Here is a 26,376-nt window from a genome sequence, read left to right as displayed (position 1 = left end):
CGCCCCCTCTTCAAGCGCCCTCTTGGCACGGAACGAGTTCCCTGGGAGAAAGCCTGCGCTTTCCACGAGGAGACCGGTCACGTTTCGCTTTGCGACTTCGTACTGAGGCCGCCATTGCCTTCGAGGCTGCTGCCATGGTCAGGGGTCGGCGGCAGCAAAAGCTCCGACGATTTCGGCAAGGATGAGATGCAACCGAGCCCGACGGAAATGTCTCGCCTCGCGATCAGGTCGGGAGCGAAGCGGACGGGTGCCTTGAAGGCATGGCGGATACTGGCCTTCAAATGCGGCTGGAACAAGCCCCGCGTCGAAAACAGGGCCACTTCAGGTTGCGTTTCAGGCGGCATGCCACGACCGCCGGTGCTTTTGCCCGGAGCCGGCGAACCGCCTCCGGGCTTAAAGCCATGTGGCCTAAACAGTCAGGCGGCCTGCAAACCCGGCAGCGATAGGTCGACTTCCTCCGGCAAGTCGCCGGCCATGGCGGCGGCAAACTTCGTCTGGTCGAGTTCCCCCTCCCAGCGCGCCACCACCACTGTCGCCACGGCATTGCCGATGAAGTTGGTCAGCGCCCGGCATTCCGACATGAAGCGGTCGACGCCGAGGATCAGCGCCATGCCCGCGACCGGCACGGTGGGTACGACCGAGAGCGTCGCCGCCAGGGTGATAAAGCCGGCGCCGGTGATGCCGGCGGCACCCTTGGAGCTCAGCATGGCGACGGCGAGCAGCAGGATCTGGTCGCCGTAGGTGAGCGGCGTGTCGGTCGCCTGCGCGATGAACAGCGCCGCCAGCGTCATATAGATGTTGGTGCCGTCCAGATTGAAGGAATAGCCGGTCGGGATGACCAGGCCGACCACCGAGCGGTTGCAGCCGGCGCGCTCCATCTTGGCCATCAGGCCCGGCAGTGCCGCTTCCGAGGACGAGGTGCCGAGCACCAGCAGCAGCTCTTCCTTGATGTAGCGGATCAGCGCCAGGATCGAGAAGCCATTGTAGCGGGCGACCGCGCCGAGCACCACCAGCACGAACAGCAGCGCGGTCAGGTAGAACGTGCCGATCAGCATGGCGAGGTTGGCGATCGAGCCGATGCCGTATTTGCCGATGGTGAAGGCCATCGCGCCAAACGCGCCGATCGGCGCGGCCTTCATCAGGATGGCGACGAGGCGGAAGATCGGCGTGGTCAGCGCCTGCAGGAAATCGACGACCGGACGGCCGCGATCGCCGACCAGTGCCAGGGCGACGCCGAACAGCACCGAGAAGAACAGCACCTGCAAAATGTCGCCCTGCGCGAAGGCGCCGGTGATGGTGTCGGGGATGATGTTCATCAGGAAGCCGACGATGGTTGTGTCGTGCGCCTTCTCGGCATAGGCCGCCACCTTGGTGGTATCGAGCGTCGCCGGATTGATATGCATGCCGGCGCCGGGCTGGACGACATTGGAGACGACCAGGCCGACGACCAGCGCCAGCGTCGAGAACACCAGGAAATAGATCATCGCCTTGCCGGCGACGCGGCCGACCTTCTGCAGGTCGGAAACGCCGGCTATGCCGGTCGCCACCGTCAGGAAGATCACCGGCGCGATCACCATCTTCACCAGCTTGATGAAGGCATCGCCGAACGGCTTCATCGCCTCGCCGGTTTCCGGATAGAAATGGCCGAGCAGCACACCGGCGGCGATCGCCGCCAGCACCTGCACATAAAGATGCCGGTATAAGGGTACTTTGCCGCGCGGCTCGGCGGCAGCGATTGCTGTCTGCATGACGTCCTCCATGGCGCCCCGATCGAAAGCTCGACTCCCCGGGGCAGTTGTTTTGACCAGCAGCCTCGCGACTGCCGAATTCGTGTTTGCAACAGCCGTGCCAGATACGCAGAAGAGCTTTTCATCATTGATTTTGTTGAATATTCGCAAGCGTCCGCAGTGCTGGACGCATAGACAAGTGCGAATCTCCGCATAGGTCGAATTGTGTTTTGTGCGAGTTCATGCACAAATGGGCGATGCTGCAACGCCCCGCCGGTGCCTTGTCTTCGACGCCCGAGCAACTCGCCAGGCAAGCGCGCCGAGCTTGGCTGCTGTTTGCGGCCGTCGCCCTGCTGATCATCACGGCAGCGCTCTACGGCGCCGGCCTTTACGGCCGCAAGGCCGAGGTCGAGACCTTGGCGGCGCAGGGGCGTACCGACGCCAATCTGAAGGTCGCGCTGCTGCGCGCCGTGCTCGAAAGCCCGCGCGCCCTACCCCTGCTTTTGTCCGCAGACCAGCAAGTGCGTGACGCGCTGTCGCAGAAAAATGCCGCGGCAATCGATGTGCTGAACCGCAAGCTCGAGGGGCTGGTCTCCGGCACCAAGGCGTCGGTACTCTATGTCATCGGCACCGATGGACTGGCGATCGCCTCCAGCAACTGGCGCGAGCCGATCAGCTTCGTCGGCAATGACTATCGTTTTCGCGATTATTTCTCCGGCGCGATGCAGGCCGGAACCGCCGAGTATTTTGCGCTCGGCAATGTCAGCAAGCGTCCCGGCCTCTACATTTCGCGCCGCGTCGGCGATGCAGCCGCACCGCTCGGCGTCGTCGTCGTCAAGATGGAGTTCGATCAGCTCGAAGCCGACTGGCGCGAGGCGAACCGCCCGGCCTATGTCAGCGACGAGAATGGCGTCGTCCTGATCACCAGCGTGCCGGCCTGGCGCTTCATGACAACCGCGCCGCTGGCCGCACCCAAGCAGGCCGCAATTCGCGACAGCCAACAGTTCGGCGACGCGCCGCTTGTGCCGTTGCCGATCATGCACCCGCGGGCGCTCAGCCCGGATGTGTCGATTGTCCACGCGGTGACGCCGGGCGGCAGCGACGCGGAATATCTCAGCCTTTCAACGCCGGTTCCTTCGACCCCCTGGCGGCTCGACTATCTCATCCCGGCCGAGGCGCCGATCGCCGCCGCCGTCCGCGAAATGCGGCTTCTTGCGCTCGGCGTCGTCGTCCCGCTGCTCGGCCTTGCCGCCTATCTGTTGTGGCGCCGGCAGTCGGCGCAGATGCGGATTGCCGCTGAACAAGCGGCCCGCACCGAACTCGAACGCCGCGTCGTCGAACGGACCGAGGATTTGAGCCGCGCCCGCGACCGGCTGCAGGCCGAGATAACAGGCCACCGCAGCACGGAAGCCAAGCTCCAAATCGTGCAGCAGGATCTGGTCCAGGCCAACCGCCTCGCCATCCTCGGCCAGGTCGCCGCCGGTGTCGCACATGAAATCAACCAGCCGGTCGCCACCATCCGCGCCTACGCCGACAACGCCCGCACCTTCCTCGACCGCAAGCAGACCGGGCCGGCCGAGGAAAATCTCGGCGCCATCGCAGCCCTTACCGAACGTATCGGCTCAATCACCGAGGAGTTGAAGGCATTTGCCCGCAAGGGCCGCACCGCCGCCGAGCCTGTCGAATTGCGCGCTATCGTCGAGGGGGCCGTCATGCTCCTGAGAAGCCGCTTTGCCGGCCGGCTCGACGCATTGGCCATCGACCTGCCGCCGCCGAGCCTCAAGGTCATGGGCAATCGGGTGCGGCTCGAACAGGTGCTGATCAACCTCTTCCAGAACGCGCTCGAGGCGCTCGACGGCCGCGACGACGCTCATGTGCAGGTGTCGGTCGAGGAGACCGCGGACGGCGTGACGGTCGGCGTGTCCGATAACGGACCGGGCATTCCACCCGCGATCCTCAAATCGCTGTTCACGCCGTTCAACACCTCCAAGGAAAAAGGCCTTGGCCTTGGCCTCGTCATCTCGAAGGACATCGTCGCCGATTATGGCGGCCGCATCGAGGTTTCGAGCGACGACAGCGGCACCCGCTTCACCATTCATCTCCAGACAGCAGCGTAAGCCATCATGACGAACGACAATGCCGCGCCGGTGATCCTGATCGACGACGACCGCGATCTCCTCAAGGCCACCGCGCAGACGCTGGAGCTTGCCGGCTTCTCGGTCTCGGCCTTTGCGGTGGCGGCCGAGGCGCTGGCCAGGTTCGACGCCGGTTTTGCCGGCGTCGTGGTGTCCGATATCCGCATGCCGCAGATTGACGGCTTGCAGCTTTTCAACCGCATCCTGCAGCTGGATGCCGACATTCCCGTCATCCTCGTCACCGGCCACGGCGACATCGCCATGGCCGTCAAGGCGATTAAGGATGGCGCCTACGACTTCATCACCAAACCTTTCGCCGCCGACCGGCTGGTGCAGAGCGTGCGCCGGGCAGCGGAAAAGCGCCGCCTGGTGATGGAGAACCGCGCCTTGCGCGAGGCGGCCGGAGAGGCGCAGGACGGGCTGCCGCTGATCGGCCAGACGCCGGCGATGGACAGGCTGCGCCGCACATTGCGCCAGATCGCCGACACCGAGGTCGACGTGCTGGTCACCGGCGAGACCGGCTCCGGCAAGGAGGTGGTCGCCAGTCTTCTGCATCGCTGGGGCCGCCGTGCCAAGGGCAATTTCGTTGCGCTGAATTGCGGCACACTGCCGGAGACGGTCATCGAGAGCGAGTTGTTCGGCCATGAGGCCGGCGCGTTCACCGGCGCGCATAAGAGACGGATCGGCCGCATCGAGCATGCCAGCGGCGGCACGCTGTTCCTCGACGAGATCGAAGGCATGCCGGTCTCGACACAGGTGCAGATGCTGCGCGTGCTGGAGATGCGCGAGGTCACGCCGCTCGGCACCAACGAGGTGCGGCCGGTTGATCTGCGCGTCGTCGCCGCCGCTAAGGTCGACCTCGGCGATCCGCGCCAGCGCGGCGCTTTCCGTGAGGATCTCTATTACCGGCTCAACGTGGTGACGATCTCGATCCCGCCGCTGCGCGAGCGCCGCGACGATGTCGCCCTGCTGTTCTTCTATTTCGCCGAGCGCGCCGCCGCCCGCTTCCACCGCCAAATGCCGGCAGTGCCGGCGACGGTGCATCGCCATCTCACCGACCATGATTGGCCGGGCAATGTGCGCGAACTGGCGCATTTTGCCGAGCGATTCGTGCTTGGATTGGAGGAAGGCGCCGAAGCACAACCCCCTGCCCCGACCCAATCGAATGCCGCCATGAAGCTGCCGGAGCGGCTGGAGCGCTACGAGGCCGACATCATTCGCGAGACGCTTGGCCGCAACGACGGCGATGTCAGGCGCACGATCGAAGCGCTGGGGATTCCGCGCAAGACTTTCTACGACAAACTCCAGCGCCACGGCATCGTGCGCAGCGATTTTTCCAGGTAATCGTCGCCGGGCCTCGACCGGGCGGCTCGGTTATTTGGCGTCGTGGAAGATGATGCCGACGGTGTGGCGCATGCCGGAGCGAAGCCGGCTGACGCCGTGCCTGAGATTGACGCGGTAATTGCCCTTGCTGCCCTGGACCGGTCGATTGTGGACCGCGAAGGCGACCGCATCGCCCTGGCGCAGCGGTACTACCTCGACGCGGCTTTGCATGCGCGGACGCTGCTCGGTCAGCACGAACTCGCCGCCGGTGAAATCCTTGCCCGGTTCGGACAACAGGATCGCCACCTGCAGCGGGAAGGCAAGATCGCCGTAGAGATCCTGGTGCAGGCAGTTGAAGTCGCCGGGGACATATTGCAGCAGGAGCGGCGTCGGCCGCGTCTGGCCCTGCTCGTGGCATTGCCTGAGGAACGCGGCGTGTTCGTCGGGGTAGCGCTGCGCGATACCCATGCGCGCGTTCCAGTCGTTGGCGACCGCGGCCAGGCGCGGATAGAGCGCGCTGCGCAAGCCGCCGATCAAATCGGGCAAGGGATAGCGGAAATAGCGATACTCGCCCTTGCCGAAGCCATGCCGCGCCATATGCACATGGCTGCGGAAATGGCCCTCGTCCGGATAGAGCCCGGCGATCTGCCGGCACTCCTGCGGCGTCAGCAGCTTTTCCATCACCGCGCAACCATAGTCGCTCAGCTCATCGGCCAGCGCCCGCCAGTCATATCCGGCAACGCGCGCCTCCGCCGACTTCACCGCCGCTTTCGCGCCTATTGAATGGATGGTCATGGCTTCGCCTCCTGTGGCTTCTCTGTCATTGAGATGGGTGAAACGGCGCGCGCAGACCACCCGTTTCTTGCTAAACGCGGATTGACGCAGAAAGGGATGCGAGACCCCGCAGCTTCGATTGGTCAAGCCTGCTTGCGATAAGAAAATATCCATTTGCCATTTCCATGAGATGATGAACCATAAGGCCAGCGGGGTGAGCGCATGTTTCGAGAACGGCATCGGTTTTTCTGGCGGGTGTTGGCTGGCCTCGTGGTCTTGCTTGTCTCGGAACTCCCGGCGGTGGCTGCCGAAAAACACCACGCCGAGTGTAGCGGCAAACAGGCTGACGTGGCCCGACGGATCGCGGCGTGCACGCGAATGATCAAGGACAAGACAGTGTCCTCGGACAATCGTGCCCGCGCTTACTTTACTCGAGGCAGCGCATGGGACGACAAAGGTGACTTTGACCGCGCCATCGCTGATTTGAACCAATCCATCGGTCTCGATCCAAAATATGCCTACGCCTATAACAATCGCGGTTTGGTTTGGGCGCACAAAGGCGACGACGACCGTGCCATCGCAGACTACAGCGAGATGATACGCCTCGACCCAAGTGACCCCGACGGATATACCAACCGTGCCAATGCCTTGGCACGCAAGGGCGACTACGATGGTGCTTTTGCCGATTATCGAATGTCTCTTGGCATCAACCCTCGCGACAGCGAAGTGTTTTACGATCGAGCGGTAGCCAAGACCGCAAAGGGTGACGACGACGGAGCCTTGGCAGACTACAACCAGGCTATCGAACTTAATCCGCAAGATGCGGACGCCTACAATAACCGCGGCTTAATATGGAAACGTAGGCACGAGTACTACCGCGCCATTGTCGATTATAACCAAGCGATAAGTCTCGATCCCAAGAAAGCAAATACATACAGCAACAGAGCCGTGGCTTTGGCGGCAAAGGGCGAAAACGATCGCGCCATCGCCGACTATAACGAAGCTATCAGGCTCGATCCGAAAAGACCCGAAATCTATTTCAACCGGGGTTTGTTTTGGGCGGTGAACAAAGGCGACAAGGATCGTGCCCTGGCCGATTATGATCAGGCGATAAGCCTCGACCCAAAAAAGGCCGACGCCTACTATCAACGCGGCTTGGTCTGGAAAGACAAAGGCGAGTATGACCGCGCCATTGCCGACTACGACCGGGCGATCAGCCTCGACCCGAAAGACGCTGACGCGTACTATCAGCGTGGCTTGGTTTGGAAAAACAAGGACGAGTATGACCGCGCCATTGCCGACTACGATCGCGCAATAAACCTCGACCCAAAAGGTGCCCATGCCTACGATGACCGTGGCATCGCTTGGGCGTCCAAGAAAGACTATGATCGCGCCATTGCCGACTACGGCCAAGCCATCAGCCTCGATCCAAAATACGCTAAGCCCTATTACAATAGAGGGCTGATTTGGCAGAGGAAGGGCGACTATGACCGCGCCGTCGCCGATTACGACCAAGCTATCAGCCTCGACCCGAAAAATGCTACTGCTTACAACAGCCGAGGCAACGCCTTGGCGGCAAGGGGGGATCACAATCGGGCTATCCCTGATTATGACCAGGCGATCAGCCTCGATCCCAAATATGCGAGCGCCTACAACAACCGTGGTATAGCCTTGGCGGCAATGGGCGAGTACGACCGCGCTATTGCCGCCTATAGCAAGGCGATTGAGCTCAATCCCAAACATGCCAATGCCTATGCGGGCCGCGGTATTCTCTATTTTTATTCCGGTGCGCTGGCCAAGGCACAGGCCGATCTCGAACAATCGGCCGCGATTCAGGTCGATGATCCCTACTCCGCGATCTGGCTGGATATTGTGAACCGACGCAATGGCACAGCGAGACATCTGCATGAAGCGGTTGGTAAGCTCGACATGACAAGCTGGCCCGCCCCGGTAGTTCGAATGTTCCTTGGCGAGCAAACGCCCGCCCAAATACTGGCGGCAGCCGAAGATCCGGACGCGGTCAAGAAAACCGGACAAGTGTGCGAGGCCAATTTCTATACCGCCGAGTTGAGCCGGCTGCAGGGCCAGGATGACGAAGTGTTGCAGCTTTACCAACGCGTCGTCAGCGATTGCCCCAGAGGTTTCGTCGAATACAGTCAAGCCAAGGCTGCACTGCGCGCGATGGGCATGTCGCCATAACTCTGCGGACCGACGTCCCCTCGCCTGAGAAGGCCGTTTGCGAATAAAGCGATAGAGGCGAGTCCTGCCAGAATGATTCACGCCGGGCCGCACTATCGGGAATGCATGCCGAACCCGATTCCGGTTTCCGCCATCCGGCGCTAAACTTGGTCCACTTCAACGAGGCCGCCACCTTCATGATCGTCCAGACCTGCATCAATGGTGCGCGCAGCGCCGATTATCATCCGCAACTGCCGCTGACGGCGGAGGTCATGGCGCGTGACGGCGCCGCCTCGGTCGCCGCCGGTGCCGCCGAGTTGCACATCCATGCCCGCGGGCTCGACGGTCGCGAAAGCCTGGCTCCGGTGGCGATGGACCGGACGGTGCTGGCGCTCCGCCGCGCCTGCCCGGGGACGCTGATCGGCGTGTCGACGGGTGCCTGGATCGAGAACGACGACGAGCGGACGCTGGCCGCGATCGCCGGCTGGAGCGAACTGCCCGACTATGCCTCGGTCAATCTCAGCGAAGACGCCGCGCCCGCCGTCATGGACCGTCTGCGCCAGCGCGGCATTGGCATCGAGGCCGGGCTCGCCTCGGTCGCCGACGCCGAGCGCCTGGTGAGCCTCGACCATGGCAAACGCGTGCTGCGCATCCTGATCGAAATCTCCGAGCATGAGCCGGACGCTGCGCTGGAGATCAGCGATGATATCGCCGCCGTGCTCGACGGCGCCGGAATGCGCCGGGCAATCCTGCTGCACGGCGCCGACGCCACAGTCTGGCCTTTCGTGCACCGGGCGGTGGAACGCCGTTGGTCGACGCGCGTCGGACTGGAAGACGGCAAGGAGCTCCCTGATGGAACAGTAGCATCTAGTAACGCTGCGCTGACAGCCGCGGCGGTCGCGATTTTCAGAGCGGGACGTTAGCGCGGGGAAGCGTTGATGACGGCCAATCTCCTCTTCGCGGGGGAGATACCAAGTTTTGGCAGCACGGCACGCCGAAGTCGGCAAGCGCAAGTGTCGCCGCATGCTAACTTCAGTAAAACTTATCTAAAACTTTACGTGTTAATTAAACCAACAATTAATCGGCACATCAACGATCACGTATGTTAATGCTCCCCCGCACCGGGGACCATTTTTGATGAACATCATTCCAGAGAATGGTCACGCTGCGCCGCGTCGGGTTCAACAATATACATCGATACAGGTCCTGCGCGGGCTAGCAGCCCTCATGGTTGTTATCTATCATCTTCCGGCCGCACTGGGCATGCTCGATCTGCGTATTCCCGTTCTAAACAGTGGCGTCGACCTGTTTTTCGTCATCAGTGGTTTTGTAATGGTTCTCTCGACAGAGAACAGACGCGCCGACCACCGTGCTTTCTTGATGCAGCGCTTCACGCGCGTCGTTCCGTTCTATTGGGTCATGACCTTCCTTATGGTCGCCGCACTTTGGTTGTTTGCCGGTCGTGCAGTGTTTCTTGAGCAGATCACCAATAGCCTGCTTTTCATAGCCTATCTCGATACGGTCACAGGCTATGTCCAACCGGTGCTTGGCGTGGGTTGGACGCTCAATCTGGAAATCCTGTTTTACATTCTGTTCGCAGCGACTATGCGTTTCGGCACGCTGACGCAAATGGCCATGGTCGGCGTTGTCTTTGCAATCGCCGTAGCGGCGCGCATCGTCTTCAAACCCGCCGCCGACACTGTGCTATTTTTCTATACCACGCCAATCCTGTTTGAGTTCCTTGCCGGCATGGCGCTCGGCCACCTGGTCGGCAGACTGGCGCGTTTGCCTACCGTCCTGGGTGTCTCGGCGCTCGTGTTCGCCATCGTGTCCATGCTGGTGATGGTACTTGGCTTCAACTTGCCGCGAACCCTTGCTCAGGGAATCCCGGCCTTGATCCTTGTCGCCGGTTGCATCAGCCTGGAAAGCTACTTCCGGCTTTTTGCTCCTCGCCTGCTGGCAAGGTTGGGCGATGCTTCCTACTCTCTCTATCTGACGCATCCTATCGTGCTGCTTGCGACCGCTCCTGTCGTTGCAAGCGTCAGCGTATCACCATGGCTTGCTGGCATGGTTATTGTCGCCGCCTGCATTGCCGTCTCCCTGGCCAGCTACGGTTTTATTGAAAAGCCGCTTTTGGCCATATCGCGGATGAGCCTTTCCGCCCGTCACGTGAAGGCATGAGTTGCGACCGCACCCCGCAGAACGGCGCTATGCCGCCAACCTCAAACCGGCGGCGCTGAACCTTCAAAAGATCCGGAAACAAAAATCCGCCTCGGGTGGGCGGGTCGTTGGAGCCAATTGGCACCATACCCAAATTAGTAGCATAGCTGCCGGCACAAAGCAAGAACAAAATGTGGCACACTCGACGAAAAATTGCCGACAGGCACAGAGCCATAGCGGATGACATGGCTCTTGCCGTTGTTAAAAATCCATCATAAGGTATTTTCATATCTGAAAGAAAATCCCATCATTTCTTTCCCTTTATGAAAGCCTGAGCGTTTGCGGGAACATCTCGATCAGACCGACCGGCGACTGGTCAAGCTGCTGTCGCAGGACGCGCAGCTTGGCGTCAACCGCCTTGCCGAGAGGATGGCGATCTCGGTGCCGACGGTGCGCATGCGGCTGCGCAACCTGCTCGACCGCAACCTGCTCAAGATCGTCGGGCTGCTCAACCTGACCGAACGCCCCGAACTGATCTCGGCGATCGTCGGCATCAATGTACAAGGGCGCGGCCGGGCGCGGGAACTGGCGCAGCGCATCTCGGAATTGCCTTTCGTGAATTCGGCCGCCGTCGTCACCGGGCGCTTCGACATCATCGTCGATGTAACCGTGGCCGGCGATGTCGCCGATCTCTACCGCGTCACCAGCGAGCTGATCCCCGGCGCCGGCGAGCCGGGCGAAGTCGTGCGCAGCGAGACCTTCGTCGTCATGGCGTCCTGCAACAAATGGGTCAGCCTGCCTGAAGGCTGCTGGTCGGACGAGACGCGGAAGGAAATGGCATGAAGGTCGCGGTTCTCGGCGGCCTCGGCCTGCAAGGCCGGGCGGCGATCGCCGACCTCGTTGCCAGCGACGGTGTCGAGCAAGTGGTCTGCGTCGACACCGCAACCGGCGGCGCTGCGCGGCTTGGCGGCCTGACCGACCTTGCCCGGGTGCGTTTCGTCGTGCCGGAGGGCGCGATCGGCCCGGCATTGGCCGATGTGATGAAGGACGTCGACGCGGTCATCGACCTGTTGCCGCAGCCGCTGATGCGCGAGGCGGTACAGGCGGCGATCGCGACGCGCACGCCGCTGGTCACCACCAATTATGGCAAGGCCATCGCCGATCTCGCTCCCGAGGCCGAAAAGGCCGGCGTCTCGATCGTCACCGAATGCGGGCTCGACCCCGGCATCGACCTTGTGCTCTACGCGCGCGCCGCAAGCCAGTTCGACACCATCACTGCGATCGATTCCTACTGTGGCGGCATTCCCGAGCCGAGAGCAACGATCGAGCCGCTGCGCTACAAGGTGAGCTGGAATTTCGACATGGTTCTGGTCAGCCAGAACCGCGACAGCGTGCTGGTCGAGGACGGCAAACGGGTCGATGTGCCGGCCGCCCGCCAGCACGACAATCGTTTCATCCACGAGATCGAGGTGGCGGGACTGGGCAGACTGGAAGCCTTCCCCAATGGCGACGCGCCGCATTATGCCGGCATGCTCGCCGCCGCCAAGGGGCTGCAGCGCTCCGGCCGCTATTCGCTGCGCTGGCCCGGCTGGTCGGCGTTCTGGGCGCCGCTGAAGCAGCTCGGCTTCCTCTCCGAGGACAAGGTGCCCGGCACCGGCGTCAGCCCGCGCGAATTCCTAGGCCGGCTGCTCGGTCCGCAACTGCAATATGGCGCCGACGAAAAAGACCTTTGCGTGATGCGCAACGTCTTTGTCGGCAGCGAAGGCGGCCGCCGCAAGACGGTGACCTCGGAGCTGGTCATCGAACGCGATCTCGCCTCCGGCCTGTTCGGCATGAGCCTCGGCGTCGGCTATCCCGCCAGCATCGTGGCGCAGATGCTGGCACGGCGCGAGATCGCCGCGCCCGGCCTGCTCAACCCGCTGCTGCATGTGCCCGATGGCCGCTTCCTCGATGAGCTGGCCAGGCGCGGCATCAAGGTCGCCGAAACGGTGAGCTGGGCCTGAAGGATTTTCGAACGGTGGTTGCCGCCGGCAACGGCGCCGCCGCTCAAAAAGCACCTCGATGGGGTGAAACAACAAGTGGAACAACAAACGACAACAAGGAGGAATGCCCAAATGAAGATTGCCAAGCTTTTCATCGCCGGACTTGCGCTCGCCGGCCTCACCGCTGTCGCCAGTGCCGGAACGCTCGACGAGATCACCAAGCGCGGTGAATTGCGCGTTGCGGTGCAGACGCAAGGACCGCCCTTCTCGCTGGTCGGTGCTGCCGGCGAACGCACCGGCAGTTCGGTCGAACTCGCCGAACTGATGGCCAAGGAAATGGGCGTCAAGATCACCTTCCTCGACTTCGACTGGGATGGCCTGATCCCGGCGCTGCTGTCGGGCAAGGCCGACCTTCTGGTCGCCGACATGACGCCGACGCTGGCGCGTGGCATGAAGGTCGCCTTCACCAAGCCTTACATGTACACGGGCAGCACCGTCTTCACCAAGGCTGGGACCGCCTTCAAGTCCACCGAGGACTGCAAGGCCAAGGGCACCAAGATCGCGGTGCTGCTCGGCGCCACCGGAGAGAAGGAAGCCAAGGCCGCCTTCCCCGATGCCGACATCAAGAGCTACAAGGGCGGCGGTCCGCTGCTGCTCGACGCCGTCAACAACGGCCAGGCCGATTGCGGCGTCAACGACGTCTCGGCGGTCAAGGGCCAGTCGACCGCTTATCCGGCCGGCAGCTTCATCATCATGCCCGACATGCTGTCGAAGGAGCCACTGGCCTTCGCCACGCGCTATGACGAGCAGGACCTGTTGACCTGGATGAACCTGTTCCTCGACCAGGTCAGCCTCGACGGCCGCCTGCAGAAGAACCTCGACTACTGGGTCAATTCCGACGCCTGGAAGAAGGATCACTGAGTAGAGTAGAGGGAATAGAGAGTAGTGAGTAGTGAGTGGTAAAGCGCTACTCGCTACTCGCTACTCGCTACTCGCTACTCGCTATTCACCTATCACCAATCACCATTCACCGCCCCACCCATGCTCGAAAACTTCAGCTTCCGCACCATCGTCGAATATCTGCCCCTGTTCGGGCAGGGCCTCGTCACGACCGTGTGGCTGTCTGTCCTCTCCTTTGCCGGTGCGCTTGCCGTCGGCATCGTGCTCGCCGCTATGAATTTGCAGCGCGGCCGGCTGCTTCGCGTCCCGGCCAAGGCCTATATCGACGCAGTGCGCGCCACGCCGCTGCTGGCGCAGCTTTATTTCCTCTATTTCGGCCTGCCGCGGCTCGGCTTCGTCCTGCCCGAGCTCGTCGTCGGCATCCTGGCCCTGTCGCTGAACAGCGGCGCCTATGTCGCCGAGATCATCCGCGCCGGCATCCTGTCGATCCCGCGCGGCCAGGTCGAGGCCGGCGTCGCCTCGGGCATGACCTATGTCCAGCGCATGCGCCTCGTCATCCTGCCGCAGGCGTTCAAGGTGACGATCCCGCCGTTGCTCGGCCAGGCGATCGTGCTGGTCAAGGATTCCGCGCTGCTGTCGCTGATCTCGGTTGCCGAACTGACACGCGCCGGACAATTGCTCGCTTCCGACCGCTTCATGCCGGCCGAAGGTTTCATCACCATCGCCGCCTTCTACCTCCTGCTCTATTACGGGCTAAAGGGGCTGGCGGCGCTGTCCGGGCGCTGGCTCGGCCTGGCAGGGGCACGGACATGATCTGGCAGCAGCTGCAAAGCATCGCCGGCAGCTATCCCCTCGCCCTGCGCGGCCTCGGCATGACCGTGGTGCTGTCGCTGATCAGCCTGGTGCTGGGTACGCTGCTCGGCTTCGGCCTCGGCATTCTGCGCACCGGCGGAAACTGGCTGATCAGCGGCGCGATCGGTGCCTGGGTCGACCTGATCCGCGGCACGCCGTTCCTGGTGCAGATCTTCCTGATCTTCTTCATCCTGCCGGAACTCGGCATCGAGCTCGACGCCTTCACCGCCGGCATCATCGCGCTGACCAATCTGGCCGCCTGCTTTATCTGCGAGATCGTCGTCGCCGGCATCCGCTCGGTGCCGACCGGGCAGGTAGAGGCGGCGCTGGCGTCCGGCCTGTCGCGCTGGCAGCGCATGCGCCAGGTCGTGCTGCCGCAGGCGATGCGCATCGTGCTGCCGCCGCTGGTCGGGCAATATGTGCTGCTGATCAAGGATTCCTCGGTCGTCTCGGCCATCGGCCTCACCGACCTCACCCGCGTCGGCTGGCTTGTGGTGCAGCGTGTGCCGAACGGCCTGCTCGTCTTCTTCCTCGTCGGCCTCGGTTATTTCATCGTCTGCTACCCCCTGATCATGCTGGCGCGCCGGCTGGAGCAACGCTTGGGCGCGGCGCATGGCGAGGTGCAATTGTGATGTCGAACTCCAGCAAAAATGGCACCGGCATGATCGAATTTCGCGGCGTCAACAAATGGTTCGGCCAGCTCAATGTGCTCAAGGATATCACGCTGAGCGTCGAGCCGCGCGAAGTGGTCGTCGTCTGCGGCCCGAGCGGCTCGGGCAAGAGCACCTTGATCCGCTGCATCAACGGGCTGGAGACGATCCGCGACGGCGACCTTACGGTCGACGGCCAGCGCCTCGGCGACCCCGCCACCAACATGACGCGGCTGCGCACCGAGATCGGCTTCGTCTTCCAGTCGTTCAACCTCTACCCGCACAAGACGGCGCTTGAGAACGTCACGCTGGCGCCGATCCATGTGCGCAAGATTCCGCGCACTGAGGCCGAGAAGGCCGGGCGCGAGCTGCTTGCCAAGGTCGGCCTTGCCGACAAGGTCAACGCCTATCCGGCGCAACTCTCCGGCGGCCAGCAGCAGCGCGTGGCGATCGCGCGCTGCCTCGGCATGCGCCCCAAGATCATGCTGTTCGACGAGCCCACCTCGGCACTCGACCCCGAGATGATCTCGGAAGTGCTCGACGTCATGGTCGCGGTCGCCGAGGAAGGCATGACCATGATGGTGGTGACGCACGAGATGGGCTTTGCCCGCAAGGTCGCCCAGCGCGTCGTGTTCATGGACGCCGGCGCCATTGTCGAGAGCGGCACCCCGGACGAGTTCTTCTCCACCCCGAAGACCGACCGCAGCCGCGCCTTCCTGAGCAAGATCCTGCGGCATTAGGATCAAGGTTCGGTCAATTCGCTGCCGCCAATGGCCGAAATGGTGGTTTGTGGATGTCCATTTGGTCGCTAAGATAGAGCGATGCGTGAGCCGGATTTCGAGTTGGACGGGTGGTGCCTGGATGACGGCGAGGAATATCATCGGGCGGCGCCGGACACATTCTGGATACCCAATTCGCGTGAACGAGAAGGATTGCAGCCGGGAGATTTCGCGAAACTGATCTTTCGAATTTCGGTCGACGATGAGAATGAGTCCGTCTCCGTAGAGCGCATGTGGGTGCTGGTGCACGAACGGATCGACGGAGGCTACTTGGGTTTCCTCTATAACGAACCGTTAGCACTTGCTCAGAATGATGAGATTTGGAGTGGGGTTGAGTTACCGTTTTCCGCCCGTCATGTGATCGATATTCGCGAACGTGGCGAGGAAACCATTGTCTTGGCAGCACAAACACCGAAAAAGCGTTGGCCTCAAACGTGATTGTGGTCACACGTCGGCAACGAGTCGAACTCGGTCGTTCAGAGTGATCGAAGCTGGTGCCGACCTCAGACGATGCCGTGCTTTCTCAACTGGGCCTGCTCGTCGTCCGATACCCAGCCGAAAACCTTCGGCTCCCCATCCAACTTCTGCACGAGGTAGTGGACGTCAAAATCTATCGCCACCTTCGATTGATCCTTGCGGGCATAGGTTGCCGTCCAGGCGACATGAGCCACGCAATGATGGTCGTCTATCGGCGAGAGCCGGACGATGCGTATCCGCATTTCCTTCGTCCCTATCGCGCGATAGTGCGCATAGCCTTGCGCCATGACCTGCTTGAGTTGCTCATCGTTCTTTCCAGTCATGACCCCGGCGGGCGAAGCCGCTATGAAATCCGAAGCATACAGCGATGCGACCTCATCCATGTCCATGTCGCCGCCGAGGGATTGGTTGAAAAAGCGCTCATATCGGTCGAATAGCTTCCTTACGCTGGTCTCCATCATTTCATCTCCAGGTGCGGCTATGTTGGGTGGGACCAGGAAACGCTCCGCCGATCTCCGACATCCGCAATTGCCCCTCAGCCATCATGACTTCGTCCCAGGGCGGAGCAAGAGCGAAGCGAGGCGGCAGGCGGCGGGAACGCTGCGTAAATCTCCGACATCCGTAATTTGCCTTCAGCCATCATGACTTCGTCATCCTAGGGGCTGCGCCGCGTCGCTCCGCTCCTTGCTCCGCCCTGGGATGACGAAGGCGTGGTGCGACCCTGATTGTGCACGACTTCGACGCCACCCTTGTCGCCGATGCGACAGGCGAAGCCCTGTTGCTCGCCCCTCGTGATGCGAGCGCGCGGCTGTCGGCGGCGCGCTCGACCGATTTCTATCTGGGCGATCGGACCTATAGCCGCGCACCTAGTCAAGCACGACAACGGCCTCCACCTCGAAGAGCATGGGGTCGATTGCAAGCTTGGGAACGGGAACCAGAGTCTGCGCCGGCAGTGCCTCGCCGAACATCGCCTTGACGTTCTTGGTCAACACCTCAAGCTTGGACATATCGTGATCGACCACGAAGACTGTGAGCTTGGCGACCTGATCCGGCCTCGCACCGAGCGCATCGAGGGCCGTGCGCAAATTTGCGTAGGCCTGCGCAACCTGGACAGCGAAGTCGGGCGACAAGGCTCCCGTGCTGTCCTGGCCGCCCTGTCCGGAGATGTAGGCAACCCGGGCTCCGCGGGGCGTGATCACTGCCGTGCTGTAGCCATTCGGCGACGGGTCGTAGAGGGTTTGTGGGTTGACGATGGTCAGCTCGAGATCTTTCTCATTCGCTGTCGCAGCAGTGGAAACTCCCATGGTCATGACGATTGACCCTCCGATAAGCAGGCGCTTGGCGCGTGGCATGATTTTCTCTTGGCTCTGCGGACGGCGAGCAACGCAACCCTCGCGGCGGCCATTATTGAACATTAACCGGTATCGGCGATCGACTCGTACGCCGCACGAGCCAGTCGCATGGTACGCCGTACGAGTCAATCGTTCAGGATCGACATTCATGCCGTTGCCGGTCAAAATCGACGGCCTGAACAGCGGGGAAGACGGATGGCAGCCAAACGCAGCGGCGCCCGGAGCACGCGGTCTCAACGGACAAGCGGGCGGCTCCAGCCCGTGAAGGAGTCGCGCAGTGAACCGCCTCTGTCGCGGGAACGTATTGTGGCGACCGCCGTAGAACTGCTGGACGCCCAAGGGGTCGACGGGTTGACGATGCGTCGGCTGGCCGATCGCCTCGGCTCGGGCGTGATGAGCCTATATTGGCACGTCGACAAGAAAGGGGATGTCTTTGATCTGGCGCTCGATTCGGTGCTCGAATATCGCGGACCGGCGCAAATGGTTGAGTCTCGAGACTGGCGCGGGCAAGTCGTCCATATGCTCGAAGACTGGCGCGCCAGCATGCTGCGCCATCCTTGGTCGGCATCGCTGTTGCCGCGCCGGGCGCTCGGCCCGAACATCCTCGGTCGCCTGGAACTGCTGAGCAAGACCTTGTCCAGGGCCGGTGTGGCGGACGCAGATCTGAACGTCGCGATATGGTCGCTGTGGAACTATGTGATGGGCGCCACCATCAGCCGGGCGAACTTCGACCTCTCGGACGACGGCAGGGCCGCCACGCAGCAGCGCCATACGCGTCTCAGCGAATGCTACCCGACAATTGAGCGCTCCCGTCTGCTGTTGGATAACGATTGGGATGGTGCTTTCCGCAAAGGCCTCGGCTTCCTGCTCGATGGCCTCTCTTCAAGAGGATGAACTCTTCCTTCACAGGCGTCGGTTCCTGCCGTGAACGGCCGAGATTCGAACTCGGTCGTTCAAAGGGATCAGTTTTGTTTCGACCCTGACCGCCCCGTCCGACGGCGAGGGAAACCAAGCCTATCGCGCATCCGCGTGCGTGCTCAATTCGGCCCTCTTCCCATCCGAGACGACTGCGAGGTCGAGGACCTTCTGCAATTCGGCCGCGTGGCGAAATGACGGTTCGGCCTGGACGCCGTTGCGGACTGCGTCGACGAAGCGCTGGTAGTTGGTCGCCACCGTTCCGGCGTCGAGAACCTGCCATTTGGCGTTCTCGACGTCTTCGCCGATGCAGGCCTTCAGCTCCGAGCTGGTCAGATTGTGCACGACTTCGATGCCGCCCTTGTCGCCGTAGATGCGCAGGCGGAGTTCGTTCAAATGGCCGGTCGCCCAGCGGCTGGCATGGATGATACCGAAGGCGCCGTTGCTGAAATCCAGCGCCATGGTGAAACTGTCGTTGGCGTCGAGCTCGTACTCGCCGATCCGGTTGCCCGGCGCCTTGTCGAAGGATCTCAGCCGGCAGAATACATGGTCGATGTCGAGCGCCGCGCCATAGCTGGCGAAATCGAGAATGTGGATGCCGACGTCGCCCAGCACGCCATTGGAGCCGTGGCCGCGCGACAGCCGCCACAGCCATTTCGGATCGGTGCGCCAGTCGCCCCAGAACTTGGACACCAGCCAGCTCTGCAGATAGGACGCCTCGACATGCCTGACCGTGCCGATCTCGCCGGCCAGCACCATAGCGCGCGCTCTCTGCAGCGGCGCGACATTGCGATAGGTCAGGTTGACCATGTTGATGATGCCGGCCCGCTCGGCGGCATCGGCCATTTCACTGGCCCTCTGGTAATTCTCGGCGAGCGGCTTTTCGCACAGCACAGGCTTGCCCGCCGCGATCAGCATCATGGTGGTCGGATGGTGGATGCGATCCGGCGTCACGTTCGCCACCGCGTCGAACTTGCCCCATGCCAGCGCCTCGTCCAGCGACGCGAACCGGTAGGGGATACCGTAGATGTCCGAAAACTTGTCGACGCGCGTACGGTCGAGATCGACGGCGCCGATCAGTTCGACGCCCTCGATCTTGCCGAACTGCCTGGCATGCTCCTCCGCCATCCAGCCGGTACCGAGTATCAACAGACGCATGTTCTTATCCTTAGGACAGGGCTTTATCTTCTTGTTCGATCATAGATTTGTCGTCTAGCGAAAGCCGGCTTCGCCGGCGGAATGCAGCTTTCCGCCGCGCTCGACGATCGGCTCGAGCGCCTTTTCCACCGGCACGTTCGGCGCATCGAGGATGGCTGGATTAGAGCCTTGCGGGTTGTGCGCCCATCTCACCGCATTGCGCAGCACCTTGTGGACGTTGGCGTCGTGATAGGTCGGATAGGTCTCGTGGCCGGGCCTGAAATAGAAGATGTTGCCGGCGCCGCGGCGATAGGTCAGCCCCGACCGGAACACTTCACCGCCCTGGAACCACGAGATGAACACGGTCTCGAGCGGCTCCGGCACGGCGAACTGCTCGCCATACATCTCCTCGTTCTCGAGCTCGAAATACTCGCCGATTCCGGCTGCGATCGGGTGGTTGGGGCTGGTCACCCAGAGCCGCTCGCGCTCGCCCGCCTCGCGCCATTTCAGCGTGCAGGGCGTGCCCATCAGCTTCTTGAATATCTTCGAGAAATGGCCGGAATGGAGAACGATCAGCCCCATGCCTTCCCAGACGCGGCGCGCCACGCGCTCGACCACTTCGTCGGCGACGGCGCCATGATCCTTGTGCCCCCACCACAGCAAGACGTCGGTCTCGGCCAGACGGTCGGCCGGCAGCCCATGCTCCTTCTGCTCCAGCGTCGCCCACGATACCGAAATCTCCGGGTCGAGCTTCAGCGCATTGGCAATCGTCGCGTGCATGCCCTCGGGATAGATGCCGGCGACCACCTCATTGGTCCGCTCGTGGATATTCTCGCCCCAGACGACAGCGCGTATTGTCATGATGTCCTCGTGATTGTTTGAAGCTGGAGCCGCCCCGGCCGGTCAGTCATAATATCCTCGGCCGGGAATGAAAACCGTTTCGCGGCCGGCTGCTGACAATCTGTTGGAAAGCGGGCGGGAACGTCCAGGCGGCAAAACCAGCAATGCCGGCGGGACAGCGCCCCCTCTGTCCTGCCGGACATCTCCCCCACTTGTGGGGAGATTGACTGTCATCCGCGATTTCGCCAATCGCCAACGTTGCAGGATGGCGACAGACAAACGCGAAGTCCGATCTCCCCCCTTGTGGGGGAGATGTCCGGCAGGACAGAGGGGGGCGCGAAGGATCGCTAAAGAACGGCTTTCGTAGTGCGTCGCCGCTACCGTCTAAGCGCCGCGGCCCTCTTGGGCGACGCGTGTCAGCGGCTTCGACAGGCGCGGCACCACGACGAGGCGCTTGATCTTGCCCTTCTTGTAGGCGGCGAGGAAGCGGGCATAGTCCTTGAAGACGACGCAACCATTGGATTCGGCGCGCCCGCCGCGCAGCATGTAGGTGTGGGCGAGCAGGCCGTCGCGGCCATATTTGTTGCTGCCGCTGGCAGGGGTGAGACGCAGGGCCTCGACGCCGTGGAAGCGTGATTCCCGCAGCGTCAGATTGTAGGTGTCGGGCGGCGTTGGACCGACATTCTTCTTGTGAACATAGCGCGGCTGGTCGACCATCGCGCCCAGTCCCGAATGCGCCTCCAGCCGCGAGCCGTCGGGCATATAGACGGTCTTAGCCGAGATGTCGTAGACGGCGACGCCGCTGCCCATGCCGGGCGTGGTGAACAGGTTCCTGAAGGCCCCGCCGAGACCGCCGGAAGGCATGTCGGGCTTGGCATAGGCGAGCATGTCGCCGCCCTGCGTCTTCGACCGTTTGCCCGGCTTGCCCGACACCGCCGGCACTGCCGCTTGTGACGAATTGCGAGGCGACAGGCTGCCGGGTTGCGTTTCGGCCGGCGGAGCGTCGGCCGTCTGGACCTTGCTCGCCCTGGATGCCTGGGTCTTGGATGCCTGGGCCTTGGATGCCTGGGGCGGCTCCGTTTTTGCTGCTTGATCCTTTGGCGCCCGGTCTTTCGGCGCCCGGTCTTTCGAGGCTTGAGCCTGAGGTGCCGGCTCATCGATGACCGCCCGCGGACGCAGCGTCGGCAGCGGAATGCTGTCGGGCATGTCGTCTTGCGGCGGCAGCGAGGCCAACTGGACCTCGGGTTCTTGCGGCACTTGCGAAGCCGCGGGCTCGCTTGCCGCGACGGCTGCCGGGAGCACGTCGATCATCTGCTCCGGCAATGTATTCGCCAGCGCCAGCGCCAGTCGCGACGAGCGTTCGATCTCCGCCACCTCCGGCCCGAAGCGCACCGATGCCGGGCCGTTCGGGTCGGGTATGCGTACCGGCTCGGCGAACCGGGCGTCGGCCGGCAGGCTTGCGAGCATGACGGGTGAGCCGGAGGAGGCACGGGCAAAGGCGGCGGCAAGCTTTTGCGGCGACAGCGCGGCTTTGGCCACCACGTCGTCGAAGCTTGGATGCCGCGATGCGGCGGCGACAGGCGGCACGGCATTGCGCTTGAGACGCGCCGATTTTCCCTGGTGAACGAAGTTCGACGCCGACCGCAGGCAGTTGGCATCGCATTCGTGCTGCAGCAGCCGGGCCGACAGCGCTGCGTTTGCCGCGGCCCATGTCGGGGCCTGCGCCTTTGCAAGGCTGCGGCGAGGATCGGCGAGCGCGATGGTGCGCGGCGCGAGCAGGCTTTGCGGAAGACCGTTGGAAGCGGCGGTGAGCGAGGTTGCCATCGAATTGAGGCCGGCCAAGGTCGCTACCGACCATAAAGCAATGGCTGCGCCGACGGCCGGAACCGCGACCCAGCGCAGGCCGGGCCTCATCGAAGTCAATCCAGTTGCAGGACTGTCACCCCGGGTTTTCGCACTTACAAACGCCATTCAACCACTCTCAATCGGCCGATGCCGGCTAGCGGATTTCGCAGCCGTGACATTCACAGTTCGCCTGGTGCCCCCAGCACACTTCGCGTCTGTTGCCGATTGATTCAAAAGATGGACAAAGTTGGTTAACCAATCCCTCTACCGACCGCCGATTGGGCGACGGTCACACCGAAAAACGCCCTCCAAAACCTGCATAGTTGGCAAAACTGCCCTCCAATGATGACTTTGCTGCCCGTTTTTGTCGGCCGAGTCAAGAAAGCGAAATGACTAGACCTTGCTGGGCGGAGTTGGCCATGGCTGCCAAAACGAAGTCCGGCCGACCAGAATCGCGCGGCCGGCAGCCGCCGCCATCAAGCCCCGGCTATCGGTCAACGGCCACTTGTCGAACCGCCACTTGTCGACTGCCACGCGGGCGAATGAACGGTTAACGTCTGAGAATTTGGGATAGCGGCAAGATGTTTACTGCATAGCAGCTGAATGTCGCGAAGGCTGGAACGGGATATTCAAACACCTAGGCTACAGCCATGACTATGTGAGCCTGAATTTTGGCAGCAACCTCGCCGCTGCCATGCCTGTCTGCAATTGCGGCTGCGGCATAGTCGGTTGCAGCGTCCAGCCTTCCCGCCTCCCTGGCCTCGATTTCGTTGCGAAGCAGAGTGCCCTGGCAATAAGCAACGGCCGGAAGGCGAGGAGAGGAGGCACGGCTTTGTTCGGCCCTCGTCTCGATCACCACACCGGAAAAGCCTGCATCCTCCAATTCGCTACGGATCAGTGCCGTATCGTGGTAGCCATGCGGCGTGCGTGCCAGAAAGCGCGGCGGATCGTTCGGAAAAATCCTCGCGAGAGCATTCGTCACATCGTCCGCAAATACATTCTCTTCGATGCGATCCCATACGCTGAATAGAAAATGTCCTCCGGGCTTCAGGACTCGCCGGGCCTCGCGGTAGGCAGATGAGCGGTTGGGAAAGAACATCGCACCGAACTGACAACAAACGAGATCGAAGGTCGCATTTTCAAACGGCAGCGCCAGAGCATCCGCCTGACGCCATTTGATGCGATCGTCGGGAGCTTGCTGCGAAGCGGCGTAGTCGAGCATCGGCTGGTTGAGGTCGGTTACGACATAGCTTGCACCGGGGGACAGTTTTGGCACCAATGCGCGGGTGACAACCCCGGTGCCCGCGGCGGTTTCCAGAACGGCGCTTGGCGACAAGGACGCTGCTCGTCGTGCAAGATCTGCGGCGAACGGCTCGAAAATCAACGGCACCATATAGCGGTCGTAGTTTTCCGGAATTGAGCCAGCGAACACCTTGTCCGTTTCCAACATTGCTATCCCCGTCGCCCGTTTGATGGCTCGCCAGCATAGCATGGAATTGTTTGCCATTCGGTCGTATTCGACCGGGAGGCGGTTCGCTCCCGGAAGCTCTCAAACGCCGTGCTGCAATTACCTGCATATGTGCTAATGTATTGCAGCCATGCGCATTGGTGCGTGGCCAATATAATGGGAGGATGCGATGAAAACCATAAATCGCAGGTCTGCAATTGCGCTCGGCGTGACGGCGGCCGCGGTAACGCCTTTGTTCACGCTGGCGGCAGCTGCAAAGGTCAAGAAATACGGCCCGAAGGAAGGCAAGGAAATAGCCCCCGGCGTCAGGGTGGTTGAGGTCGGCACCGGCAATTCCGATATCCCCGCCTACAAGAGCATCTCAATTGTCGATGTGGTCTTTCAGCCGGGAGCAACTGCTCCTGCAATGGTAATGGACAACGACATGGTGTGCACCATTGCCGCCGGTGAATTCACGATCAAGAAAGCCGACAAGCAATTCAAGCTCAAGGAAGGTGACGTCTATACCTGCTCCAAGGGCAAGACCGACGAGGCAGCCAACACCAGCAAGGTGGTCGGCATCCACCGCATCGCCGTCTTGATACCTGCCTAGCGCATGCCAGCGAAACCGGCCCGCGTCCTCTTCGGAGACGCGGGCCTTTTGATGAGGTGCCTGGCCTAAGCGGCGCGCAAATTTTCCACGGGACGCAAATTCTGGTTCATGCGGAACAGGTTCAGCGGATCATAGCGCTGCTTGATCTCCAGAAGCCGCTGATGGTTTCCGCCATAGGCCGCTGCGACACGGTCGACTTCGTCGTCCGGCATGAAGTTGACGTAGACCGTGCCAGCGGCGAAGGGCCTCGTGCCTTCATAGATGCCGCGCGCCCAGTCGATGCAGGCGCTGTCCATTGCCGGTTCGCGCCAGCGCGCGTGAACATTCATGACGTAGTGCGCGCTGCGTTGCGGAAACGCCGTTGCATCCGCTGTCACACGGCCCGCGGCACCGCCGAGATGGGCGAAGAATATCTCGCATTCCGGCCCCGGAAGCCCAGGTATCGCGGCCGTGACGACCTCGATCGCGCTGTCGGACAGCTCGGTGAAGTCATGGCTCTTCCAGTAGTTTCGAGCACCTGGCGCCAGCAGCGGATCGAATGCCTGCTCCCAGCCGGTGAACGGGTTAGGACCGACAACATCGGCAATCGGTGTGCCGATGGCGCGAAGCCTTTGCGTCGCCTTCTCGCCCTCCTCGAGGTCGCCGCAATAGCACATAGCCAGGACCAGCACCTCCTTGCCATGCCATCGCGCCGGCAGGAACGGCAGCGGTGGCGCCTGCCGCATGACCACCCAGCAGGTCAGCTCATTGGGCGCTGCTTCGAGAGCCGCCCGGTACTCACGCAGCACGTTTTCGGCGTCGGCAAAAGGATGAACGACAAGTCCCGACAGGACCTGTGGACCGACCTGATGGAGCTTGAACTCGAAGGCCGTGACGACGCCGAAATTGCCGCCGCCACCGCGCAGCGCCCAGAACAGGTCCGGATTTTCCGTCTGGCTGGCGCGCAAAAGCTTGCCGTCTGCGGTGACCACGTCGGCGGAGAGAAGACTGTCGATGGTCATGCCGAATTTCCGCGTGATCCAGCCGAAGCCGCCGCCCAGGGTCAGGCCTGAGATGCCGGTGGTCGAGTTGATCCCGGTCGGCACTGCCAGTTCGAAAGCCTGTGTTTCCCTGTCCACATCGGCGAGCGTCGCTCCAGGTTCCACCCATGCCCGCCGCGTCGCCGGATCGACCCGCACCGACTTCATCGGCGACAGATCGATCATCAGGCCGCCATCGCAGACGGCGCTGCCGGCGATGTTGTGGCCGCCGCCGCGGACCGCAAGCAGAAGCCGGTTTTCCCTGGCAAAATTCACAGCGGCGATAACGTCGGCGGCGCCGGCGCAGCGCACGATCAGTCCCGGCCGCCGATCGATCATGGCATTCCAGATCGTCCGTGCTTCGTCATAGGCGGCATCGCCTTCCCTAAGCATGGTGCCACGCAACTGCGCCGAAAACGCCTCCAGGGCTGCGGCGTCGACGGTCGTCGTGCCGCGCTCAAGTGTGGTGAGGCTCATGCTGTCCATGGCTTTCCTCCCGATTTTGCTTATGAGCCGTTCTCCCTCCGCCCGCTTTGGAAGTGTGCACTTATATTAGAAACCACGCAAGTTTCTGGCGGACTGGCAGCCGGACGGCCTATATTGGCGCCCTACGAAACGGCTCGGTGCTCCTCCCGAGCGGCCTCCCAGACCTCGCGCGCCGCGTCTGCATTCAGTGCCGCGATCCCCAGGCCGACAAACAGATCCGGCCATGCCGAGCGCCATAGGAAGGCCGTCACCAACCCGGCCAGTATGATCGCGATGTTGGCGACGGCGTCGTTGCGGGCCGACAGGAATGCCGCCCTGGTAAGACTGCCGCTGTGACGGCGGTAGCGCGCCAGCATGTAGGCGCATGACAGATTGACCGCCAAGGCGCCCAACCCCGCCAGCGTCAGCGCCGTCGGCTGCGGCGGCACCGGCATGTTGAACTTTTCCCACCCGGTCCACAGCGTCGCCAGGCCCGGCACCAGAAGGATAAGCGCCAGCGCCATGCCGACCCGCGAGCGGGCACGCAGCGACCATCCCATGGCGAGCAGTATCAGGAGGTTGACCGAGGCATCTTCCAGGAAATCGACGCTATCGGCGAACAACGACACCGAGCCGATCGCCAGCGCCACGGCGAATTCAATGCCGAAATAACCGAGGTTCAACAGCGCGACGACAAGCACCACCCGGCGAAGGCCGTCCGACGTAATGGCTTGCTGCATGGTCTGTCCCGATGTGATGCCGTTAATGTTATTGTTGGGCGTCTCGTTCCTCGACGGTCTCGATCT

25 protein-coding genes are annotated in these 26,376 nt (G+C 62.4%); 14 read left to right on the top strand and 11 right to left on the bottom strand.

The features are described 5' to 3' along the window. Positions 1–77: 77 nt before the first annotated feature. Both NKI19_RS16540 and NKI19_RS16535 read right to left on the bottom strand, forming a co-directional pair. Positions 78–344 carry a hypothetical protein gene (locus NKI19_RS16540; RefSeq protein WP_352489934.1) on the bottom strand — a complete coding sequence of 89 codons (267 nt, stop codon included), beginning with the start codon at positions 342–344 and terminating at the stop codon, positions 78–80. Between the two features lie 72 nt (positions 345–416). Then, positions 417–1,748 carry a dicarboxylate/amino acid:cation symporter gene (locus NKI19_RS16535; RefSeq protein WP_352489933.1) on the bottom strand — a complete coding sequence of 444 codons (1,332 nt, stop codon included), beginning with the start codon at positions 1,746–1,748 and terminating at the stop codon, positions 417–419. 236 nt (positions 1,749–1,984) lie between these two features. Here NKI19_RS16535 and NKI19_RS16530 point away from each other — a divergent pair, with 236 nt between their 5' ends. Further along, positions 1,985–3,844: a sensor histidine kinase gene (locus tag NKI19_RS16530; RefSeq protein ID WP_352489932.1), complete on the top strand. Its 1,860-nt coding sequence runs from the start codon at positions 1,985–1,987 to the stop codon at positions 3,842–3,844. A 6-nt stretch (positions 3,845–3,850) separates the two neighbouring features. Continuing rightward, on the top strand, positions 3,851–5,206 hold the full coding sequence (locus NKI19_RS16525) for a sigma-54-dependent transcriptional regulator (protein WP_352565371.1): 1,356 nt from the start codon (positions 3,851–3,853) through the stop codon (positions 5,204–5,206). A gap of 30 nt (positions 5,207–5,236) precedes the next feature. Here the strand turns inward: NKI19_RS16525 and NKI19_RS16520 are convergent, their stop codons facing one another. Further along, positions 5,237–5,980, bottom strand: coding sequence for a 2OG-Fe(II) oxygenase (locus NKI19_RS16520; protein ID WP_352489930.1), 744 nt, complete (start codon positions 5,978–5,980; stop codon positions 5,237–5,239). A 357-nt stretch (positions 5,981–6,337) separates the two neighbouring features. Here NKI19_RS16520 and NKI19_RS16515 point away from each other — a divergent pair, with 357 nt between their 5' ends. The 10 genes from NKI19_RS16515 (at position 6,338) to NKI19_RS16470 (ending at position 15,898) form a co-directional block, all read left to right on the top strand. Further along, a complete protein-coding gene (locus NKI19_RS16515; protein ID WP_352565373.1) occupies positions 6,338–8,158 on the top strand; it encodes a tetratricopeptide repeat protein in 1,821 nt (606 codons plus the stop codon). A 176-nt stretch (positions 8,159–8,334) separates the two neighbouring features. Next, the gene (locus NKI19_RS16510) at positions 8,335–9,060 is read left to right on the top strand and encodes a 3-keto-5-aminohexanoate cleavage protein (RefSeq protein ID WP_352490110.1); all 726 of its coding nucleotides are present in this window, start codon (positions 8,335–8,337) and stop codon (positions 9,058–9,060) included. A gap of 214 nt (positions 9,061–9,274) precedes the next feature. Next, positions 9,275–10,318, top strand: coding sequence for an acyltransferase family protein (locus NKI19_RS16505; protein ID WP_352489928.1), 1,044 nt, complete (start codon positions 9,275–9,277; stop codon positions 10,316–10,318). Between the two features lie 318 nt (positions 10,319–10,636). Then, a complete protein-coding gene (locus NKI19_RS16500; RefSeq protein WP_352565375.1) occupies positions 10,637–11,140 on the top strand; it encodes an Lrp/AsnC family transcriptional regulator in 504 nt (167 codons plus the stop codon). Beyond that, entirely contained in the window at positions 11,137–12,300 is a 1,164-nt protein-coding gene (locus NKI19_RS16495) for a saccharopine dehydrogenase family protein (protein ID WP_352489925.1), read from the top strand. Before NKI19_RS16500 ends, NKI19_RS16495 begins: the two co-directional genes overlap by 4 nt. A 111-nt stretch (positions 12,301–12,411) precedes the next feature. After that, on the top strand, positions 12,412–13,200 hold the full coding sequence (locus tag NKI19_RS16490) for an ABC transporter substrate-binding protein (protein ID WP_352489924.1): 789 nt from the start codon (positions 12,412–12,414) through the stop codon (positions 13,198–13,200). Between the two features lie 120 nt (positions 13,201–13,320). Next, on the top strand, positions 13,321–13,992 hold the full coding sequence (locus NKI19_RS16485) for an amino acid ABC transporter permease (RefSeq protein ID WP_352489923.1): 672 nt from the start codon (positions 13,321–13,323) through the stop codon (positions 13,990–13,992). Then, entirely contained in the window at positions 13,989–14,663 is a 675-nt protein-coding gene (locus tag NKI19_RS16480; RefSeq protein ID WP_352489922.1) for an amino acid ABC transporter permease, read from the top strand. Before NKI19_RS16485 ends, NKI19_RS16480 begins: the two co-directional genes overlap by 4 nt. Positions 14,664–14,692: 29 nt before the next feature. Continuing rightward, complete coding sequence (locus tag NKI19_RS16475; RefSeq protein ID WP_352709492.1) at positions 14,693–15,421, top strand: amino acid ABC transporter ATP-binding protein; 729 nt, start codon at positions 14,693–14,695, stop codon at positions 15,419–15,421. An 81-nt stretch (positions 15,422–15,502) separates the two neighbouring features. Further along, positions 15,503–15,898: a hypothetical protein gene (locus tag NKI19_RS16470; protein WP_352489919.1), complete on the top strand. Its 396-nt coding sequence runs from the start codon at positions 15,503–15,505 to the stop codon at positions 15,896–15,898. A gap of 65 nt (positions 15,899–15,963) precedes the next feature. On the opposite strand, the gene NKI19_RS16465 is transcribed toward NKI19_RS16470, so the two are convergent. Further along, on the bottom strand, positions 15,964–16,395 hold the full coding sequence (locus tag NKI19_RS16465) for a DUF6841 family protein (RefSeq protein ID WP_352565409.1): 432 nt from the start codon (positions 16,393–16,395) through the stop codon (positions 15,964–15,966). A 408-nt stretch (positions 16,396–16,803) separates the two neighbouring features. Next, on the bottom strand, positions 16,804–17,289 hold the full coding sequence (locus tag NKI19_RS16460) for a RidA family protein (protein WP_352489918.1): 486 nt from the start codon (positions 17,287–17,289) through the stop codon (positions 16,804–16,806). A gap of 195 nt (positions 17,290–17,484) precedes the next feature. Between NKI19_RS16460 and NKI19_RS16455 the strand changes: the two genes are divergently transcribed. Further along, positions 17,485–18,183, top strand: a complete 699-nt coding sequence (locus NKI19_RS16455) for a TetR/AcrR family transcriptional regulator (protein WP_352489917.1) — start codon at positions 17,485–17,487, stop codon at positions 18,181–18,183. 120 nt (positions 18,184–18,303) lie between these two features. Here the strand turns inward: NKI19_RS16455 and NKI19_RS16450 are convergent, their stop codons facing one another. From NKI19_RS16450 to NKI19_RS16435, 4 genes are all read right to left on the bottom strand, one after another. Next, the gene (locus NKI19_RS16450; RefSeq protein ID WP_352489915.1) at positions 18,304–19,362 is read right to left on the bottom strand and encodes a Gfo/Idh/MocA family protein; all 1,059 of its coding nucleotides are present in this window, start codon (positions 19,360–19,362) and stop codon (positions 18,304–18,306) included. A 54-nt stretch (positions 19,363–19,416) separates the two neighbouring features. Beyond that, positions 19,417–20,202, bottom strand: a complete 786-nt coding sequence (locus NKI19_RS16445; protein WP_352489914.1) for a ThuA domain-containing protein — start codon at positions 20,200–20,202, stop codon at positions 19,417–19,419. Positions 20,203–20,565: 363 nt separating this feature from the next. Further along, positions 20,566–22,095 (bottom strand): DUF2778 domain-containing protein, encoded by a 1,530-nt coding sequence (locus tag NKI19_RS16440; RefSeq protein WP_352489912.1) that lies wholly within the window; start codon positions 22,093–22,095, stop codon positions 20,566–20,568. A gap of 568 nt (positions 22,096–22,663) precedes the next feature. Then, complete coding sequence (locus NKI19_RS16435) at positions 22,664–23,476, bottom strand: class I SAM-dependent methyltransferase (RefSeq protein WP_352489911.1); 813 nt, start codon at positions 23,474–23,476, stop codon at positions 22,664–22,666. Between the two features lie 187 nt (positions 23,477–23,663). Between NKI19_RS16435 and NKI19_RS16430 the strand changes: the two genes are divergently transcribed. Then, positions 23,664–24,086, top strand: coding sequence for a hypothetical protein (locus NKI19_RS16430; protein WP_352489910.1), 423 nt, complete (start codon positions 23,664–23,666; stop codon positions 24,084–24,086). A gap of 65 nt (positions 24,087–24,151) precedes the next feature. Here NKI19_RS16430 and NKI19_RS16425 read toward each other — a convergent pair whose 3' ends face one another. Together NKI19_RS16425 and NKI19_RS16420 are read right to left on the bottom strand one after the other, a co-directional pair. After that, the gene (locus tag NKI19_RS16425) at positions 24,152–25,591 is read right to left on the bottom strand and encodes an FAD-binding oxidoreductase (RefSeq protein ID WP_352489908.1); all 1,440 of its coding nucleotides are present in this window, start codon (positions 25,589–25,591) and stop codon (positions 24,152–24,154) included. Between the two features lie 122 nt (positions 25,592–25,713). Next, positions 25,714–26,310, bottom strand: a complete 597-nt coding sequence (locus tag NKI19_RS16420; protein WP_352565377.1) for a cation efflux transmembrane domain-containing protein — start codon at positions 26,308–26,310, stop codon at positions 25,714–25,716. Positions 26,311–26,376 lie beyond the last annotated feature (66 nt).

It is taken from the genome of Mesorhizobium sp. M0751 (genome assembly GCF_040320265.1).
GTDB lineage: Bacteria > Pseudomonadota > Alphaproteobacteria > Rhizobiales > Rhizobiaceae > Mesorhizobium.
This window is presented reverse-complemented; position numbering and strand designations above follow the sequence as displayed.